Origin of the sequence: Streptomyces cadmiisoli (genome assembly GCF_003261055.1) — a bacterium.
GTDB classification, from domain to species: domain Bacteria; phylum Actinomycetota; class Actinomycetes; order Streptomycetales; family Streptomycetaceae; genus Streptomyces; species Streptomyces cadmiisoli.
In genome coordinates this window covers 7450918-7469477 of record NZ_CP030073.1, presented here as the reverse complement: position 1 = coordinate 7469477, position 18560 = coordinate 7450918, and the positions used below count along the sequence as shown (strand labels likewise).

15 protein-coding genes and 1 pseudogene are annotated in these 18560 nt (G+C 73.0%); 10 read left to right on the top strand and 6 right to left on the bottom strand.

What is annotated here, in order from left to right; all coding sequences use genetic code 11:
- Nucleotides 1-19: 19 nt before the first annotated feature.
- Nucleotides 20-379 carry a hypothetical protein gene (locus tag DN051_RS32935; RefSeq protein WP_053757621.1) on the bottom strand — a complete coding sequence of 120 codons (360 nt, stop codon included), beginning with the start codon at nucleotides 377-379 and terminating at the stop codon, nucleotides 20-22.
- A 12-nt stretch (nucleotides 380-391) separates the two neighbouring features.
- Nucleotides 392-1147, bottom strand: a complete 756-nt coding sequence (locus DN051_RS32930) for a LytR/AlgR family response regulator transcription factor (protein ID WP_053757622.1) — start codon at nucleotides 1145-1147, stop codon at nucleotides 392-394.
- Between the two features lie 77 nt (nucleotides 1148-1224).
- Between DN051_RS32930 and DN051_RS32925 the strand changes: the two genes are divergently transcribed.
- From DN051_RS32925 to DN051_RS32900, 6 genes and pseudogenes are all read left to right on the top strand, one after another.
- Nucleotides 1225-1740 carry an Lrp/AsnC family transcriptional regulator gene (locus DN051_RS32925; RefSeq protein WP_053757623.1) on the top strand — a complete coding sequence of 172 codons (516 nt, stop codon included), beginning with the start codon at nucleotides 1225-1227 and terminating at the stop codon, nucleotides 1738-1740.
- Nucleotides 1741-1864: 124 nt separating this feature from the next.
- Nucleotides 1865-2677, top strand: coding sequence for a dimethylargininase (gene ddaH / locus DN051_RS32920; RefSeq protein WP_112440320.1), 813 nt, complete (start codon nucleotides 1865-1867; stop codon nucleotides 2675-2677).
- Nucleotides 2674-3900: an ornithine--oxo-acid transaminase gene (gene rocD / locus DN051_RS32915; RefSeq protein ID WP_112440318.1), complete on the top strand. Its 1227-nt coding sequence runs from the start codon at nucleotides 2674-2676 to the stop codon at nucleotides 3898-3900. The genes ddaH and rocD overlap by 4 nt, the downstream gene beginning before the upstream one ends.
- Before the next feature lie 191 nt (nucleotides 3901-4091).
- A complete protein-coding gene (locus tag DN051_RS32910; RefSeq protein ID WP_112440316.1) occupies nucleotides 4092-6632 on the top strand; it encodes a SpoIIE family protein phosphatase in 2541 nt (846 codons plus the stop codon).
- 64 nt (nucleotides 6633-6696) lie between these two features.
- Nucleotides 6697-7925, top strand: a pseudogene (locus DN051_RS32905) (PP2C family protein-serine/threonine phosphatase).
- A 172-nt stretch (nucleotides 7926-8097) separates the two neighbouring features.
- Nucleotides 8098-11307 (top strand): NACHT domain-containing protein, encoded by a 3210-nt coding sequence (locus DN051_RS32900; protein ID WP_112440313.1) that lies wholly within the window; start codon nucleotides 8098-8100, stop codon nucleotides 11305-11307.
- A gap of 148 nt (nucleotides 11308-11455) precedes the next feature.
- Here the strand turns inward: DN051_RS32900 and DN051_RS32895 are convergent, their stop codons facing one another.
- The 3 genes from DN051_RS32895 to DN051_RS32885 form a co-directional block, all read right to left on the bottom strand.
- Entirely contained in the window at nucleotides 11456-12271 is an 816-nt protein-coding gene (locus tag DN051_RS32895; protein ID WP_053757688.1) for an SAM-dependent methyltransferase, read from the bottom strand.
- Between the two features lie 64 nt (nucleotides 12272-12335).
- Nucleotides 12336-12548, bottom strand: coding sequence for a DUF397 domain-containing protein (locus DN051_RS32890; protein ID WP_053757689.1), 213 nt, complete (start codon nucleotides 12546-12548; stop codon nucleotides 12336-12338).
- A gap of 26 nt (nucleotides 12549-12574) precedes the next feature.
- Nucleotides 12575-13450 (bottom strand): helix-turn-helix domain-containing protein, encoded by an 876-nt coding sequence (locus DN051_RS32885; RefSeq protein ID WP_053757629.1) that lies wholly within the window; start codon nucleotides 13448-13450, stop codon nucleotides 12575-12577.
- Between the two features lie 326 nt (nucleotides 13451-13776).
- Between DN051_RS32885 and DN051_RS32880 the strand changes: the two genes are divergently transcribed.
- The 4 genes from DN051_RS32880 to DN051_RS32865 all read left to right on the top strand — a co-directional run bounded on the left by DN051_RS32880 (nucleotide 13777) and on the right by DN051_RS32865 (nucleotide 16884).
- A complete protein-coding gene (locus DN051_RS32880; RefSeq protein WP_112440311.1) occupies nucleotides 13777-14517 on the top strand; it encodes an ATP-binding protein in 741 nt (246 codons plus the stop codon).
- The gene (locus DN051_RS32875) at nucleotides 14495-14941 is read left to right on the top strand and encodes a hypothetical protein (protein ID WP_053757631.1); all 447 of its coding nucleotides are present in this window, start codon (nucleotides 14495-14497) and stop codon (nucleotides 14939-14941) included. The genes DN051_RS32880 and DN051_RS32875 overlap by 23 nt, the downstream gene beginning before the upstream one ends.
- A 130-nt stretch (nucleotides 14942-15071) precedes the next feature.
- Complete coding sequence (locus tag DN051_RS32870; RefSeq protein WP_053757632.1) at nucleotides 15072-15797, top strand: lysophospholipid acyltransferase family protein; 726 nt, start codon at nucleotides 15072-15074, stop codon at nucleotides 15795-15797.
- A gap of 58 nt (nucleotides 15798-15855) precedes the next feature.
- Complete coding sequence (locus DN051_RS32865) at nucleotides 15856-16884, top strand: NAD-dependent epimerase/dehydratase family protein (RefSeq protein ID WP_112440309.1); 1029 nt, start codon at nucleotides 15856-15858, stop codon at nucleotides 16882-16884.
- 58 nt (nucleotides 16885-16942) lie between these two features.
- On the opposite strand, the gene DN051_RS32860 is transcribed toward DN051_RS32865, so the two are convergent.
- Nucleotides 16943-18544 (bottom strand): alpha/beta hydrolase, encoded by a 1602-nt coding sequence (locus tag DN051_RS32860; RefSeq protein ID WP_112440307.1) that lies wholly within the window; start codon nucleotides 18542-18544, stop codon nucleotides 16943-16945.
- Nucleotides 18545-18560: the final 16 nt, after the last annotated feature.

Below are 18560 nucleotides of genomic sequence, written 5' to 3'. Positions count from 1 at the left end.
GCGGGCGGCCTCGGCGGTCTCAGCGGTCCTCGACCAGGCGGACGAAGTCCCGTTCGTTGCGCTCGGCGCGCCGTACGTACCAGCGGGCGAGCAGCACCAGCGGGGCGTACAGGCAGAAGCCCAGCACCAGCCACTCCAGGCGGCGGCCGTCCGGCATCGTCGCGAAGACCAGGGGCAGCGGACCGACGAGCAGCACGAGGACGGCGGACACGGTCAGGGCGGCGCGCAGCTGGATGCGCATCAGCGAGCGGACGTAGGTGTGGCCGAGGGTGGTCTGCTCGTCGATCTCGGTGCGCGGTCGGTAGTAGCCGGAGGCCCGCCGGGTGCGGCGGGCCGGCCCGGTGACCACGACACGGCGTTCGGTCTGTTCCTGGGGCATGCGGGCCCCTCCCTAGCTCGCGGTTCGTCGCATCAGCAGGTCCCTCAGCTCACGGGCGTGGCGTCGGCTGACCTGGAGTTCCTCGGAGCCGACCAGGACGCTGACCGTGCCCGCGTCCAGGCGGAGTTCACCGATGTGGCGCAGGGCGACCAGGTGGCGCCGGTGGATGCGGACGAAGCCGCGTGAGCGCCAGCGGTCCTCCAGGGTGGACAGCGGGATGCGCACCAGGTGGCTGCCTCTGCCGGTGTGCAGCCGGGCGTAGTCGCCCTGTGCCTCGACATGGGTGATGTCGTCGACGGCGACGAAGCGGGTCACACCGCCGAGCTCGACCGGGATGTGGTCGGGGTCGGGCTCGTGCACGGGTATGCGCGCGGTGGTGCCGCGCAGTTCCGCGGCTCTGCGCACGGCTTCGGCGAGCCGTTCCTTGCGCACCGGTTTGAGCACGTAGTCGACCGCCTTGAGGTCGAAGGCCTGCACGGCGAAGTCCTCGTGCGCGGTGACGAAGACGACCAGCGGCGGCTGTGCGAACCCGGTCAGCAGCCGGGCCAGGTCGAGTCCGTCGAGGCCGGGCATGTTGATGTCGAGGAAGACGACGTCTATGGCCTCCGGTCCGGCGGGCCCCGACTCCAGGGCCCGGTTGATCCGGCGCAGCGCCTCGGTCGCGTCGCCGGCCCCCTCGGCGCTGCCGATCCGCGGGTCCGCGTTCAGCAGGTACACGAGTTCTTCCAGGGAGGGGCGTTCGTCGTCGACAGCCAGGGCGCGCAGCATGGACGTGGAGTCTAGGGGCGATTCCTACGCCTGCCCACGGGCCGGACGCGGACGTTCTCGCTGGATACAGTGCCCCCATGAACAGCAGGCCGGCCTCCTTCGACGAGCTCGACCGGAAGATCGTCACCGCGCTGATGGCGAACGCCCGGACCAGTTTCGCCGAGATCGGCGCGGTGATCGGGCTGTCGGCGACGGCCGTCAAGCGCCGGGTCGACCGGCTGCGTGAAACGGGCGTGATCACCGGGTTCACGGCGACGGTGCGGCCGTCGGCGCTGGGCTGGCGCACGGAGGCGTACGTCGAGGTGTACTGCGAGGGCGCCGCGCCGCCGCGGCGGCTGGCGGAGGTGGTGCGCAACCATCCCGAGATCACGGCGGCGATGACGGTGACCGGCGGCGCGGACGCCCTGCTGCACGTGCGGGCGAGGGACGTCGAGCACTTCGAGGAGGTGCTGGAGCGGATCCGTACCGAGCCGTTCATCCGGAAGACGATCAGTGTAATGGTGCTGTCCCATCTGATCCCGGAGAGTCCCGAGGCGGGTGCCAGCCACCCAGCCCCCGACGCCGGCCCGGTTGCCGCACCAGACGTGCGCTGAGATCGTTCAGAACGCAGCATTCCTGCGCCGACACGCAGCTCTTGTTGCTTGTCGAGCGTCTGGGTCGCTTCCTACCTTGGTGTCACCCCTCAGTCGACACCGCAGGAAGCGGAGGTACCCCTCTGTGCTCCAAAGCCGTGTGCCGCGCCGACGGCGCTTCCTCGTCTGCGAACCCAGACACTTCGCCGTGCAGTACGCGATCAATCCCTGGATGCATCCCGATGTCCGGGTCGACGTCGATCTGGCGCAGGAGCAGTGGCGGGCGCTGATCCGCGCCTACCGCGCCCACGACCACGTCGTCGACACCGTCCCGCCGGTGGCGGGCCTGCCGGACATGGTCTTCGCCGCGAACTCGGCGGTCGTCGTCGGCGGCCGCGTCTTCGGCTCGCTGTTCCACGCACCCGAGCGCCGTCCCGAGTCCGAGCACTACGAGACCTGGTTCAAGTCGGCGGGCTTCGACGTCTACCGCCCCGAGTCGGTCTGCGAGGGCGAGGGCGACCTGGTCTTCACGGGCCGCTACCTGCTGGCCGGCACCGGTTTCCGCACCACCCGCGAGGCCCACGCGGAGGTGCAGGAGTTCTTCGGCGTCCCGCTGATCGCCCTGACGCTGGTGGACCCGTATTTCTACCACCTGGACACGGCGCTGTTCGTGCTCGACGACGACAACGTCGTCTATTACCCGGAGGCCTTCTCCCCGGGCAGCCAGGAGGTGCTGGCGCGGCTGTACCCGGACGCGGTGCTCGCCACCCGTGAGGACGCGGCGGCCTGGGGGCTGAACTCCGTCTCGGACGGGCGCCACGTCTTCATCGCACCGCAGGCCGACGACCTCGCCTCGCGGCTGGCTGCCCGCGGATACGTCCCCGTCCCCGTCGATCTGTCCGAGTTCCACAAGGCGGGCGGCGGAATCAAGTGCTGCACCCAGGAGATCCGTTCATGACCGCTCCCGCCCGTACCCGCGACTCCGCCGAGCTGATCCGTGCCGAGGAACCGGTCCTCGCGCACAACTACCACCCCCTGCCCGTGGTCGTCGCCCGTGCCGAGGGCGCCTGGGTGGAGGACGTCGAGGGCCGCCGCTACCTGGACATGCTCGCCGGCTACTCGGCGCTCAACTTCGGCCACCGGCACCCGGCGCTCATCGAAGCGGCCCACCGCCAGCTGGACCGTCTGACCCTGACCTCCCGCGCCTTCCACAACGACCGGCTCGCCGAGTTCGCCGAACGGCTCGCGGCCCTGACCGGCCTGGACATGGTGCTGCCCATGAACACGGGGGCGGAGGCGGTCGAGAGCGCCATCAAGGTGGCGCGCAAGTGGGCGTACGACGTGAAGGGCGTCCCCGCCGACCGGGCCACCGTCGTCGTCGCGGCGGAGAACTTCCACGGCCGTACGACGACAATCGTCAGCTTCTCCACCGACGAGACCGCCCGCAGCGGCTTCGGCCCCTTCACCCCGGGCTTCCGGATCGTCCCGTACAACGACCTGGCCGCGCTGGAGGCCGCCGTCGACGAGACGACCGCGGCGGTGCTGATCGAGCCGATCCAGGGCGAGGCGGGCGTCGTCGTGCCCGACGACGGCTACCTGGCGGGCGTCCGGGAGCTGACCCGCCGCACCGGCTGCCTGTTCATCGCCGACGAGATCCAGTCCGGCCTCGGCCGCACGGGACGCACGCTCGCCGTCGAGCACGAGGGCGTCGTCCCCGATGTGGTGCTGCTCGGCAAGGCGCTGGGCGGCGGCATCGTGCCGGTGTCGGCGGTGGTCGCCCACCGGGAGGTGCTGAGCGTGCTCCGGCCGGGTGAACACGGTTCCACGTTCGGCGGCAACCCGCTGGCCGCCGCGGTGGGCACCGCGGTGATCGAGCTGCTGGAGACGGGCGAGTTCCAGCGGCGGGCGCAGGAACTGGGCGTGGTGCTGCGGGACGGCCTGGCCTCGCTCGTCGGTCAGGGCGTCGTCGGCTTCCGCGCGCGCGGCCTGTGGGCGGGTGTCGACATCGACCCGGCCATCGGCACCGGCCGCGAGATCAGCGAGCGCCTGATGCGGGAGGGCGTCCTGGTGAAGGACACCCACGGCTCCACGATCCGCCTCGCGCCCCCGCTGACCGTCACCGAGCAGGAGCTCCGCTCCGCGCTCAAGACGCTGGAGGCGGTACTCGCGCACGGCGCGTGAGACGGGCGGCGGGCCGGAGTGCGTCCGGCCCGCGCTCGGCGCCCCTCTCCCGCCCCGCCCCCACCGGTCGCCCGGCCCACCCGACGCCGCGGACCACGCCCGGCCGCCGCCCACTCGGCAGGGCCACCGCGGGAGGGGTGAAGATGGGGGCGAGAGGTGGTAGACCACTCTCAGCGAGCGAGAGGTCGGCAGTGGGCACATTCGAGGACCGCGACGTCGCCCGAGGGCGGTTCGACGTGGCGGACGCCGCGCCCGTGGTGCTCGACGCACAGGGCGTGGTCACGAGTTGGACGCCGGACGCCCAGCGGATGCTGGCGTACGGGCCCACCGAGGCGGTGGGCCGGAACCTGGCCGATCTGCTGACCCCCGAGGACGCCCGCCGCGTGCCCGACCTGATCGGACGGTGCGGCGCGGAGGGCGGATGGACCGGCCTGCTGACGGCCCTGCGGCGGGACGGCCGGCCGGTCCGGGTGTCCGTGCGGATCACCTCGCTGCCCGGGACACAGGGCACCTCGCACTGGCTGGCGCTGCTGTCGGAACTGACCGACGCACCCGGCTGGGACATGAGCCGCGACATGCTGGAGCAGATCGTCGAACGCTGCCCGGTCGGCATGGCGATCGTCGACACGGAGCTGCGCTACGTGTGGTCGAACACGGCTCTCGCGCAGTACGGCGGCGGCCCGCCGCAGCGCCGGCTGGGACTGCGGCTGGCGGACGTCCAGCCGGGCCTGGACACCGAGTCGATCGAGGCCCAGATGCGGCAGGCGCTGGCGACCGGCGAATCGGTGGTCGGCTACGAGCACGTGGGCCGCGTACGGTCCGCCCCGTTCCGCGAGACCGCGCACATGATGTCGTTCAGCCGGCTCGACGACGGCCGCGGCCACCCGCTCGGTGTCTACTACACCGTCGTCGACATCTCGGAGCGGCACCGCGCCCGGCAGCGCCTCGCGCTGCTCGACCGGGCCGGTGAGCGCATCGGCCGCACCCTGGACATCGTGCGTACCGCGCAGGAGCTCGCCGACGTGGCCGTGCCGGAACTCGCCGACCTGGTGACCGTGGACCTTCAGGAGTCCGTGCTGGGCGGCGCCGAGCCGCCCCCGATCCCGCCCGCCACGCAGTCCGTGCGGCTGTGCCGCGCCGGTCACCGCTCGGTCGACGCGGTCCCGAAGGCCGTGGTCGGCCGGGGGGAGGTGGCCACGTATCCCCCCGGATCGCCGCCGGTGCGCTGTCTGACCACGGGCAGTTCCTGGCGCGAGGAGCGGCTCGACCCGCTCACCGAGGAGTGGGCGACGGACACGGGCGGGGGACGCCGGTCGATCTTCCTGGAGCTGGGCCTGCACAGCGCGATGATCGTGCCGATCCGGGCGCGCGGCGTCACCCTGGGCGTCACCTCCTTCTTCCGGCGCCGGCGGCACGAGCCCTTCGACGCGGACGACCTGGCCCTGGCCGAGGACCTGGTGTCCCGGGCGGCGGTCTGCGTGGACAACGCCCGGCGCTACACCCGCGAGCGGGACGCCGCCCTGGTGCTCCAGCGCAGTCTGCTGCCGCACCGGCTGCCCGAGCAGGACGCCGTGGAGGTCACCGCGTACTACCAGCCCGCCGACGAGCTGACCGGGCTCGGCGGCGACTGGTACGACCTCATCCCGCTGTCCGGCGCCCGGGTCGCCCTCGTGGTGGGGGAAGTGGCCGGCCACGGCATCGACGCGGCGGCGGGGATGGGACGGCTGCGCACCGCCGTACGGACGCTCGCCGCACTCGATCTGCCGCCCGAGGAGGTGCTCGGCCACCTCGACGACCTGGTGGCGCGTTCGGAGCACACGGACGGGATCACCCCGGAGCCGGACGAGGCCGACCCGGGCCTTCCGGCCGTCGACGACGAGAACGCCGCCTCGCCCGGCGTCGACGGCACGGTGTACGCACGGCCGAACCGGCCGGAGGAGGACCGGGCCGGAGCCGGCTGCCTGTACGTCGTCTACGACCCCGTCGACGGGCGGTGCGCCATGGCCTCGGCCGGTCATCCGGCGCCGGCCGTGATCCTGCCCGACGGCACGGCCACGTTCGTGGACCTTCCCCCGGGGCCGCCGCTCGGCGTGGGCGGACCGCCCTTCGAGTCGGTCGAGGTGACCCTCGCCCCGGGCAGCACGCTCACCCTGCACACCGACGGGCTGCTCGCCGGGGGGCAGCCGACGAGCGCGGCCGAGGCGGAGCGGGACCGACTGCGGCTCGCGCTGGAACGGCCCGCGGCCTCGCTGGACCTGCGGTGCCGGTCGGTGGTCGACGCTCTGGTGCCCGCCCGGCCGCACGACGACGTGGCCCTGCTGATGGCCCGTACCCGCCGTCTGGGTGCCGACCAGGTCGCCGACTGGGAGCTGCCGTGCGATCCGGCCGTGGTCGCGAACGCCCGCAGGGCGGCCATGGGGCAGCTCACCGAGTGGGGGCTGGAGGAACTGGCGTTCACCACGGAACTGGTCGTCAGCGAACTGGTCACCAACGCCATCCGGTACGCCTCGGGCGGCCCCATCCGGCTGCGTCTCATCCGGGATCGCGCGCTGGCCTGCGAGGTCCTCGACGGCGGCGCGACCGCACCCCATCTGCGTCATCCCCGCGCCACGGACGAGGGCGGACGCGGACTGCTGCTGGTCTCGCAGCTGACCCAGCGGTGGGGTACCCGCTTCGTACCCGAGGGAAAGATCATCTGGGCGGAGCAGGCGCTGACCGATCCGCCCGGGTGACACGAACACGCCGACTGCCGGGCGAAGTGGAAAACTGGTGGGACGGCGGTGTGAGGCGGCGGCCATGAGCGATGCGGCGAACGACTATGAGGCGGTGTTCCAGGCACTGCCCGGAATGGTCGCGCTGCTCACGCCGGACCTGGTGTACGCGGACGTCAACGAGGAGTTCCTGCAGATGTCCGGGCGCCGTCGGGAGGAGGTCGTCGGCCGCTATCTGTTCGACGTCTTCCCGGACAACCCCAACGACCCCGCGGCCACCGGCATGCGCAATCTGGAGGCCTCGCTGCAGCGGGTGCTGGCGTCCGGCGAGCGCGACGCGATGGCCCTCCAGCGCTACGACGTGCAGTCCCTGGAACGGCCCGAGCACTGGGAGGAGCGGTACTGGAGCCCGGTCAACGCCCCGGTGCTCGACGCGGCCGGGAAAGTGGTCCTGCTGGTGCACCGGGTGGGGACGTCACCGAGCTGATCCGGGCCCGCGGCGGGCCGAGCGGCGGCCGGGCCCGCAGGCTGGAGGCCGAGCTGTACACGCGTGCCCGGGAACTCCAGGAACTCAACGACCGGTTGCGGCAGGCGCACGCGCGCGAACGCGAGGTGGCGCTGGCGCTCCAGGAGGCGATGCTGCCCGCCTGCCGGCAGGTGGGCCACCGGCAGGTCGCCGTGCGCTACCGGCCCGCGCTCGGTGCGCTGAACGTGTGCGGCGACTGGTACGACATGGTGGACCTGGTCGGCGGTCGCCGTATCGGTGTATCCGTCGGCGACGTGGTCGGCCACGGGCTGAAAGCCGCCGGCGTCATGGGCCAGTTGCGCAGCGCGCTCAGTGCCGCCTCCCGCGTGGCCGCGGGTCCCGCCGAGGCCCTGGACGTCCTGGGGCGGTACGCCCATGTGGTCGACGGGGCCGAGTCGGCCACCGCCGTCACCACGTTCATCGACCTGGACCACCACGTCATCACGTACAGCAGCGCCGGCCATCCGCCGCCGGTGCTGGTGGACGCCGACGGCCGGGTCGAGTTCCTGGACCGGGCGACCGATCCGCCGCTGGACGCCCGGCCCGATCCGAAGCGCCGGCCGCAGGCCCGCAGCCCGTTCACGCCGGGCGCCACCCTCGTGCTGTACACGGACGGTCTGATCGAACGGCGCCACGAGGACATCGACACCGGACTGAACCGGCTCGCCGAATCGCTCGCCCGGCACCGGAACGCGGCTCCCGAGGACCTCGCGGACGCCGTCCTGCTGGAGCTGCTGCCGCCGGGCGGCGCCACCGACGACACCGCGCTGATCGTCGTCCGGCTGTGATCGCCGTGCGGTGGTGACCGGCCGGGGCACCGGGCAACGGGGCCACGGCGACCGGGTCGTTCCGGCCCGCCGGCTGGTGACCGCCACGAACACCCGTCCCGCCCGTCGCCCGTACTGACGAAGATCGTCGGTCCTGCGCGGCGGGCGCGATCCGCCGTGTGAGCGTGGTCCGGTGCTGCACCGTGTCGGATGGGGAGTGGCGGGCGCCGCGTCGGTCGCGCTGGTGGTCGCCCTCGTGGAGAACAGTGACGACCAGGACGCCGCCTCGCTGTGGGTATCGGTGATCTCCGCGGTCCTGGCGGCGTGCGCCCTCTCGGTGGACCTCGTACGCGGGCGGGAGGGCGGTGAGGCCGCCGCCGCGCCGGACCGCCGGGCACGGGCGGCCGACGACCTCGCCGCGGCCGTGCGGACGCAGTGGGCCCGAGAAGCGCGGCTGCGCCGCTTGCAGGACCCGGCACCGCTGGACGTCGGCTGGTCCCGTGTCGGACCGCCGCTGGCCGACCACCGCCGCAACATCGAGGGCGGGCCGTCGTTGCCGGCGCCGCGCGACGGGGACGGACGCCCGGACCGGATCGTCGAGGCGTTCCGGTCCGTCGCTTCGGGCCGGCTGGTCGTGCTGGGCGAGCCGGGCGCGGGGAAGACCATCCTCGCCGTGCGGTTCGTCCTGGGATCGCTCGCCGTGCGGGAGCCTGGCGACCCGGTGCCGGTACTCCTCCCGCTGGCGGGCTGGGCGCCGCGATCCGTCCCGCTGCGCGAGTGGCTGGCCGACCGGCTGGCCGCGGAGTACCGGCCGCTGGCCGCCGTCCGTGACGGCCGCACGCTGGCCCGGGAGCTGCTGGACGAAGGCCTCGTACTGCCCGTGATCGACGGCCTCGACGAACTGCCGGACGCCGCCCGCGGGGAGGCGCTGCGGCGCCTGAACGCCGAACTGGACGAACGTCTGCCCGTCCTGCTGACCTGCCGCACCGCACAGTGGGCCGACGCCGTCCGCGACGGCGACGTGCTGACCGCCGCCGAGGTCGTACGGCTGCGGCCGCTCGATTTCACCGCCGCCCGGCAGCACCTGGAGCGCACGGCACGTTCGTGTCCCGACGGTTCGACCGCCTGGACCCGGGTCCTGGAGGCGCCGACGGCACCGCTGGCGGACGTACTGGGCTCACCGCTGATGGTGGCGCTGGCGCGCACGGTGTACGGGGACACCGCGAAGGACCCGGCCGAACTCGGCGATCCCCGCCGCTTCCCCACGGCGGAGTCCATCGAGGTGCATCTGCTGGACGCGTTCGTACCGGCGGCGTTCGCCGACGCGGAGGGTCCCTGGCGCCCGGCCGCGGCGCACCGCTGGCTCGGCCGCCTCGCCCGCGACGTCGGACACGTCCGGCCCGCGGTGGGCGAACCCGCGCAGACCTGGCGGCTGGCCTGGTGGGAGCTTCCGGCGGCGATGCCGAAGGCCCTGCGCACGACGGGGCCGGCGCTTCTGGCGCTCCTCGCCACGGCGGCCCTGCTGGTGCCGCTGGCCGTGTACGGCGGTGGCGTGATCGCCAACTGGGACACCGCGCTGTCGGCCGTGGTCAATCTGGCCGGCATCGGGTGCGGTCTGGGCGTGGGCCTGGCCCTGCTGCCGCCCGCCACCGCCGGCACCCCGCAGGGGGCGCGGTGGCTGGCCCGCACGGCGCTGCGGACCACCGCGGCGGCCACGGTCGTCGCGCTGGGACTGGGCCTGCTGGTTCCTCCCCTGGTCGGCGGCCGGCTCGGCGCCGTGATCACACCGCGGCCCACGTGGTTCCTCAACGGGTGCTGCTTCGGGCTGATCCTGGCGATGATGTTCGCCGTCGCCGGCCTGCCGCGACGTCCCCTCCCGCTGGGTCTGCCGTGGGCGGGCAGTCCCGGCGGTCCCGTCGCCGTACGCGCGGTCGGCGCCCTGCTCGTCTTCGCCGGCCTCGCGATCCACGGCTATGCCGGACAGCGGGTTCCGGCCGCGACCTGCTGCGGGGCGGGAGCACTGCTGTTCCTGGCCGCGCTGCGGCGCGGGGAACGGGTGGCCGCGCAGCATCCCGGTCCGGCCGCCGCCCTGCGCGGCTTCCGGCGAGGTCTGCTGCGGGGCTTCGTCGCCTGCACGCTCATCGGCGTCAGCGCCTCGGCCGTCGTCGGATGTGTGAGCGGCGCCTTCGCCGCGTACCGGATCCACGCGCCCGCCCACCCGCTGCGCGCCGGCGAGGTCTTCGAGGGCTGGCGGCTCCAGGAGACGGCCGCCGGTGACCGCGCCGTCCGTTCGACGGGCCCGCGCGAAGTCCTGCTCGTGCAACGGACCGCGCTGCGCGGCCCGTTCGCCGTGATGCGGGGCGCCCGCATCTCCTGCGACGAGCAACTCGGCCGCCGCACGGGAGAGGTGCTGATCCGGGCGGGCGACGGCGGATGGGTGACCGACTGGAGGGCGAGATCCGGCGGGCCCGGGCGGCTCGTCGACGCGCACAATCTGGTCGTCGCCCTGCCCGAGCCCGTGAAGGTGTGGCTGGTACATCGCCCGGTCGCGGCGGTCGTCCGCGACGCCGTCGTCCCCCTGCTCTGGTTCGGGCTGCTGATCGGCGCCATCGGGGGCTGCGCCTCAGGTGTGTACCGCGCGCTGAACACACCGTCCGACACGATCCGTGCCGCCGGCCCGCAGAGCAGCCTGCGCACCGACCGTGCCGCGACCCTGGCGCGCAGTGCCGTCGCCGCGCTGCTCGCGGGCGGGGTCTGTCTGGTGCTGATCTCCGCGCTGGGGCGGGGCAGCACGCTGGGCACGATGCACACCGAGCTGTGGGTGCCGGTCGGCACCTCGGCGCTCGCGCTCGGCGCGTGGGGACGGACGGGCGTGGCCAGGGTCTGGCTCGCGGTGACGGGCCGGGCGCCGTGGCGGCTGATGCGGTTCCTCGAAGAGGCGCACCGGCGCGGGGTGCTGCGCCAGTCGGGCGCCCACTACGAGTTCCGGCATCTGCGGCTCCAGCAGCGCCTGGCCGAGGACGCCGGGGCATCCGGCCCCGGATCGCCCGAGTGGGGCGACGTGCCGTCCGGCGTGACCGCCCGGCGCCGAGCGGAGGTCCGGCGTGTCGCGCTGTGGGCCGGCGGCGCGGCCGTGGCCTGGCTCGTCGCCCGGCTCGCCGGCGGCCCGCTGCTCGACGGCTCACCGGAGAATCGGTTGGACCCGTCGGAGACCGCCCAGGTGATCACCGCCGTCGGCGCGCTGGGCACCGCCGTCGGCATGAGTGCGGCCGCGATCATCAAGGCCGTGGCCCTGCTGATCCACGCCCGGGCGGACATGGAACGGGCCCGGACCGGCCGACCGCAGGTCCAGCCGCAGGCGGAGCCGGAGCCCGAACCGACCAGCGGCGAGGGCCCCGCCTGAACGTGCTCGGCCGGGACCCGGAGAGGGTCCCGGCCGATACCGGATCAGGGTCGCGGCCGTCCGCGGACTGCGGCCGAGGTCGCGTCACGGCCGTCGTGTCGAGGCCGTGCCGCAGCACGACCGGCGTCGCGTCACGGCCGTAGGGGCGTCACGGCTTGCGGGCGACCGCTCCGTACATCGCGATGTCCTCGTCGCGGATGCCCTGCTCCCCCGTGCCGTCCGGACGCCACTTGTGCACCTGGACGATGCCGGGCTCGACGAGTTCCAGGCCGTCGAAGAACTCATGGGCCTCGTCGATGGTGCGCAGCCGCATCGGCATGTTGCGGGCCGCGTACTCGCGCGCGACCCGGCCCACCTCCTCGGGCGCGAACTCGGCGGTGCCGATGGACATGGCCAGATAGCTGCCCGAAGGCAGCGGCTCCAGCAGCCGGCGGACGATACCGACCGCGTCGTCCTCGTCGAGCATGAAGTGCACGATCGCGATCACCGTGAGGGCCACCGGCTGCGTGAGGTCGAGGGTCTCGCGCAGTTCGGGGGCGTCCAGGATGTTGGCCGGGTCGCGGAAGTCGGCCTCGATGTACGAGGTCCGGCCCTCGGGCGTGCTGGCCAGCAGGCCCTGGGAGAGCGTGAGGACGATGGGGTCGTTGTCCGCGTAGACGACCCGCGACTCGGGCGCCACCGCCTGGGCGATCTCATGCAGGTTCGGGGAGGTGGGGATGCCGGTGCCGACGTCCAGGAACTGCCGTATGCCCGCCTCCTCGGCGAGCCAGCGCACGGCCCGGTTCATCCAGTCCCGGTTGGCACGCATGTGGACGGGCAGGGCGGGCCACTCCCGGGACATGGCGTCGCCCGCCTCCTGGTCCGCGGGGTAGTAGTCCTTGCCGCCCAGGATGTAGTCGTAGATGCGGGCGGAGTGCGCGTTCTCGGTGTCGATGCGGTCGGCCGGCCATCCGTTGTCAGGCAACGCCGTGTCTCCCATTCGGGTCGGGGGGTTCAGCGGGGGGAAATGCTCAGCAACAGCAAGCAGTTCAGAGGAGGAAGTCCGCGTCACCCGCCTTCACTCCGGTGAGGAAGCTGGACATCTCCACCGGGGTGAAGACCAGCGCCGGGCCGTCGGGGTCGGTCGACTGACGCACCGCGACCCGCCCGTCGGCGAGCTTCATCACTTCCAGGCACGCGCCACCGGCGTCGTCGCTCCACGGCTTGGACCAGCCGCGTGCGCCCAGTTCCCGGGACGGCATGCCGTTGCGTATGTGGTGGTGCACGTTCACAGCTCCTTGCGAATGTCGCCGAGGTGGGCCTCGGTCCTGCTGGCGGGCGCCGCCTGGGCGCCCAGCCGGTCCATGGCCTCGCGGTACACCACGACGTCGTCGCTCTTGTCCAGGTAGACCGCGCCCACCAGGCCGTTGAGGTAGACGATGTCGGGCAGTTCGCGTGCCCGGAACCGGAAGAGGTGGTACGCGCCCGCCCGCATCGCCGGATGGGGCCCGGCCGCGAACCGCATGATCTGGAGGGTCACGTGCGGGAGCCGGTTCACCTCGATCAGATGGTCGACCTGCGCGCGCATCACGTCGGAGCCGCCGACCGGCCAGCGCAGCACGGTCTCGTCCATCACGACCCACAGCCGGGGCGGCGCCTCACGGGTGAGCAGTTCCTGGCGCCGCATGCGCAGCGCGACCCGGCGTTCGGTCGCCTCGGTCGAGGCGTGCGGGTTGCCGGCCCCGAGCAGTGCACGCGCGTAGCGCTCCGTCTGGAGCAGACCGTGGACGAACTGGTTCTCGTAGGCGCGGATCTGCAACGCCGCCTGTTCCAGGCTCAGATACGCGGCGAACCAGTCCGGCAGCACGTCACGGTAGGTGTGCCACCAGCCGCGTTTGTTGGCCTCACGGACCGACTTCAGGAAGGTGTCGATCTCCTGCTGGTCCGTCACGCCGTAGACCTGGAGCAGCTTCTCGGCGTCGGCCAGCCGGAGCCGGGCCACCTTGGCGGCCTCCATCCGGCGGATCGTGGAGTGGCTCACCCCCAGCGCGGCGCCCGCCTCCTCGAAGGTCAGACCGGCCCGGGTGCGCAACTCCTCCAACTGCTTGCCGAGGATCATGCGCAGCACGGACGGTGCGCCGCCCCAGTCGGTCTCCGCCGTCACGCCTCAACCCCCTCACGTCCTCGGCCCCGGAGCCACGCTCTCATGTGTTCACTTTCGCAGGGTCATTCGATCACTTGTTGCCTGAGAGCAGCATGCACTTGGCCAAATGCAATTTTCAACTTGCGGCTTGCGAGCGGTTGTTGGCGAGTGACACAGTGGACCCGCTTTCCCCGGCACGCCGAGGAAAGCCGCGGTCCAGTCCAGCTGGGGGAGACGGGCCGCGACCCGGCGTCGACAGACCCACGTCGTCTGGTGCGCCGCAAGCAGAGCCGGCCGGCGGAGCACCCGTGCGGCCCCGACGCAAGGCAGATGAAAGGCGTAAGGCGATGGCTCCGCCCTCCCTCCCCCACCCGCTGGACCGACTGCCCGAGGACGAATGGCCCGGCCTGCTGCCGGGGCCGCCCGTCCGACTGTCCGCCCCCGAGCCCTTCGGCCGTCCGGCCGGTGCCGAGCGCGCCCCCCGGACGGCACAGACCCCGCACGTCCCGCACCCCCCGCAGCCACCCGGAGGCGAGCGTCCCGGTCGACTCCCCGGGCCCTCGGGCCCCGACCCGCTCGCCTCCGGGGATCTCCGCCGCCCCCACACCTTCGTCCTCCCGGCCGCGCCGGAGTCGGTGGCCGCCGCCCGCGCGAGCGTGCGCGCGACGCTCACCGCGTGGCACATCGACATCGATGTCGTCGACAGCGCCCTGGTCGTGCTCTCCGAGTTGGTGACCAACGCCGTCACCCACTCGGCGAGCGAGCGGATCGTGTGCCGGCTGCACGGCACCGCGGACCGGCTCCGCATCGAGGTCGAGGACCAGAGCCGCGGGGCCTCGCTCCCGGCACCCCGGCACGCCGGTCCCGACGACCAGAGCGGTCGCGGGCTGCTGCTGGTCGAGGCGCTGTGCAGCGACTGGGGCGTACGGGAGACCCCGCAGCGCTCGGGGCGCGTCGTCTGGGCCGAGCTGAGCACGGAACCGGCCGACGCCGCCCCGATCACCCCCACACCGACGGCGTTCGCCGCCCGGCCCGTCCCCCACTCGGCCGAAGGATCCTTACCCGATGCTCCGACAGCACTGCCCTGACCTCCGCCCGCCGCGCTCCGCGCCGAGCCCGTGCGACCGTGCCCCCCGCCTGCTGATCCCCACGCGACTGTCCACGAGCCTCGGACACGACGCGGTCGGCACGCCCGGCGAGTACGGCCGACGCATCATGGACCGGCTGCCCCGCGTCGGCTGCGTCTTCGCCGACGACCGGCACTGGTGGTGGATCGTCCCGGCGGGCTCCCACGAGGGGGTCGTCTGGCCGTCCCCCACCGCCTACGCGGTCGGCGCCCGTATGGCCGACCCGTCCTGGACGCCCGCCCGGCCCAAGCCGCGCGCGGACGTGCCGCGACTGATCCACTCCCCCTCGGAAGGCTCGCCCTACACACCCCCCATACCGCTCTACTTCCTCATCTGCCGCCTGACCGGCAGCATCCCGCGCTGGTCGCCGGGCGCCACGGAGTGAACCCGGGTCCGAGAAGGCTCCCACCGGTTCCGCGCGACCCCTGCCGCGCCTACACTGAAGCCTCACGACGTGCTGGTTGACCTGCGAGAACGCGACGGTGAGCCGAACTGACGGAGCGAGGAGCCACCCGTTGTTCTACTACCTGCTCAAGTACGTGCTCCTCGGACCGCTGCTCAGAGTGGTCTTCAGGCCCAGGATCGAGGGTCTGGAGCACGTACCGGCGTCGGGCGCGGCGATCGTGGCCGGCAACCATCTGTCGTTCTCGGACCACTTCCTGATGCCGGCGATCCTCAAGCGCCGCATCACCTTCCTGGCGAAGGCCGAGTACTTCACGGGGCCCGGCATCAAGGGCAGGCTCACCGCGTCCTTCTTCCGCAGCGCCGGGCAGATCCCCGTGGACCGCTCCGGCAAGGACGCGGGCCAGGCGGCGATCCGTGAGGGGCTCGGCGTGCTCGGCAAGGGCGAACTGCTCGGGATCTACCCGGAGGGCACCCGCTCGCACGACGGCCGCCTCTACAAGGGCAAGGTCGGGGTCGCCGTGATGGCCCTCAAGGCCGGGGTGCCGGTGATCCCCTGCGCGATGATCGGGACGTTCGAGGCACAGCCGCCGGGCCAGGTCCTCCCCCGCGTCCACCCGGTGGGGATCCGCTTCGGCGAGCCGCTGGACTTCTCCCGCTACGCCGGCATGGAGAACGAGAAGGCGATCCTGCGCGCCATCACCGACGAGATCATGTACGCGATCCTCTCGCTGTCCGAGCAGGAGTACGTCGACCAGTACGCGGCGGTCGCCAAGGCCGAGGAGGCCGCGGCCCGCGCCGAGCGCGAGCGCAGGTTCCCGCGGATGCCGCTCAGCTGAACTCTGCCGTGGGCGAAGTTCCCTCGGCCCGCGGGACCGTCCCGTCTAGGGTCGCCGCATGAAACGTGCTGTGGTGATCGGAGCGACGGGACAGATCGGGCGTCCGGCCGTACGGGCGCTGGCGCGGGACGGCTGGGCGGTGACGGCGGCGTCCCGGGGCGGCGACCGGGACCCGTCCTGGCCCGACGACGTACGGTCCGTGCGGCTGGACCGGGAGGACGACGCGGCGCTGACCGCGGTGATCGGCGAGGACTGCGACCTGGTGGTCGACATGGTCGCCTTCGGGGCCGGACACGCACGCCAGTTGACCTCACTGGCCGGGCGCGTCGGCTCGGCGGTGGTGGTCTCCAGCATCTCGGTGTACGAGGACGACCGGGGCCGCAGCTTCGACACGCAGGCCGAACCGGGCGGCTTCCCCGTGTACCCGGTGCCGATTCCGGAGACCCAGCGCACGGTGCCGCCCGGTGAGACCTCGTACAGCACCCGCAAGGCGGCCCTGGAGCATGAACTGCTCACCGTCGGCGACCGGTTGCCCGCTACGCTGCTGCGCGCGGGAGCGGTGCACGGACCGCACTGCCGGACACCGCGCGAGCTGTACTTCGTCAAGCGCAACCTGGACGGCCGCCGGCGCCGGGTCCTCGCGCAGGGCGGCGCGAGCCGTTTCCACCCGGTGAGTGTGCACACCCTCGCGGAGCTCATCCGTCTCGCCGCTGCGCGCCCCGCGTCCCGGGTCCTCAACGCCTGCGACGGCGAGGCGCCGACGGTGGCGGAGATCGCGGCCGCGATCGACGGAGTGATGGGCGTGCGGACCGAGACGGTCCTGGTCGACGGTCCCCCGCCGGCTCCGACCGTGGGCGACACACCGTGGACGGTTCCGGTCCCGGTGGTGTGCGACATGTCGGCGGCGGAACGGGAGCTGGGCCACCGCCCGGTGGTGCGGTACGCCGAGACGCTTCCGGAGACGGTCGAGTGGATCGAAGGCCGGCTGGCCGGGCGGGACTGGCGGGAGGCCTACCCGAAGATGTTCCAGACCTACGGCGATCTCTTCGACTACGCGGCCGAGGACGCCTGGCTCGACCGCGCATAGGCGAGGGACGGCCGGCCGGTGTGCCGGCCGGCCGTCCCTCGCCGGGTGCTCCGCTCGCCTACGGCTTCGGCAGGGCGTGCGGACGGCAGGTCACGTCCCGCGTGTCCACCTTGCCGGTGAGCAGGTAGGCGTCCACCCGGTCGTTGACGCACGGGTTGACCAGGCCGGTGACGCCGTGCGACCCGGCGCCCTTCTCGGTGATCAGACGCGAGCCCTTGAAGCGCTGGTGCAGTTCGACGGCGCCCCCGTACGGGGTGGCCGCGTCACGCTCGGACTGCACGATCAGCACCGGCGGCAGGCCCTTGCCGGTACGCACGTCCAGCGGGGTGTTCTGCTTGGCCGGCCAGGTGGCGCACGGCAGGTTCAGCCACGCGTTGGACCAGGTCAGGAACGGGTGGTCGCGGTGCAGACGGGTGTTGTCCCGGTCCCACTTCCGCCAGCTCGTGGGCCACTTGGCGTCGGCGCACTCGACCGCGGTGTAGACGGCGTTGCCGTTCTCCGAGGCCGCGTTGCCCGCGGTGTCCGACAGATCGGGGGCGGCCGCGTCGACCAGGGCCTGGGTGTCACCGGCGACGTACGCGCTGAAGACCGTGGCGACCGGGACCCAGGAGGAGTCGTAGTACGGGGCGCTCTGGAAGAAGCCGACCAGCTCGGCCGGGCCCACGACCCCGCCGATGGGTTCCTTCTTCGCGGTGGCGCGCAGCTCCAGCCACTCCGCCTGGACCTCGGCGCGGGTGTCGCCGAGGTGGAAGGTGGCGTCGTTCTGCGCCACCCAGTCCTGCCAGTGCCGCCAGCGCGTCTCGAAGGCGACGTCCTGGTCCAGGTTGGCCTGGTACCAGATCTTCTCCCGGGACGGGTCGACGACGCTGTCGACGACCATGCGGCGCACGTGGCCCGGGAAGAGCGTGCCGTAGACCGCGCCGAGGTAGGTGCCGTAGGAGACACCGAGGAAGTTCAGCTTCCGCTCGCCGAGGGCGGCCCGGACGACGTCCAGGTCGCGCGCCGTGTTCGGCGTGGTCATGTGGGGCAGCATGGCGCCGCTGCGCTCCTGGCAGCCCTCGGCGTACTCGCGGGCGAGCTTGCGCTGGGCGCGCTTGTCGGCCTCCGAGTCGGGCACCGGGTCCGGCTTGGGCGCCTTGACGAACTCCTGCGGGTCGACGCAGGAGATGGGCGCCGACTTGCCGACGCCGCGCGGGTCGAAGCCCACGAAGTCGTAGGCCTCGGCCGTCTTCGCCCACAGCGGGTTGGCGGTGGTGACCCGGCGCGGGAAGCGCAGTCCGGAGCCGCCGGGGCCGCCCGGGTTGTAGACGAGGGCGCCCTGCCGCTCCTCCTTCGTCCCCGTGTTGCCGATCCGGTCGACGGCGATCCTGATCTGTTTGCCGTACGGCTCGGCGTAGTCGAGCGGCACCGTGACATAGCCGCACTGGATGGGCTTCTCCAGGCCCCAGTCGGGCGGGCAGTCCTGCCAGTCGATCCCGGTCCGCGCGGCCCGGTCGGCCGCGATCGCGACACCGCGGGCCTCGCGGCCCTCACCGTGGCGGGACTCGGCGCTCGCGCTGGCGGTCGGAGCGGCGAGGACACCGGATATCAGGGTCGCCGTGACGAGCGCTCCGGCCGAGCCGAGCGCCGCCGTCCGCCTCTTCGGTCTCTTGTCCCTCAAGTGAGGCCTCCCGTAC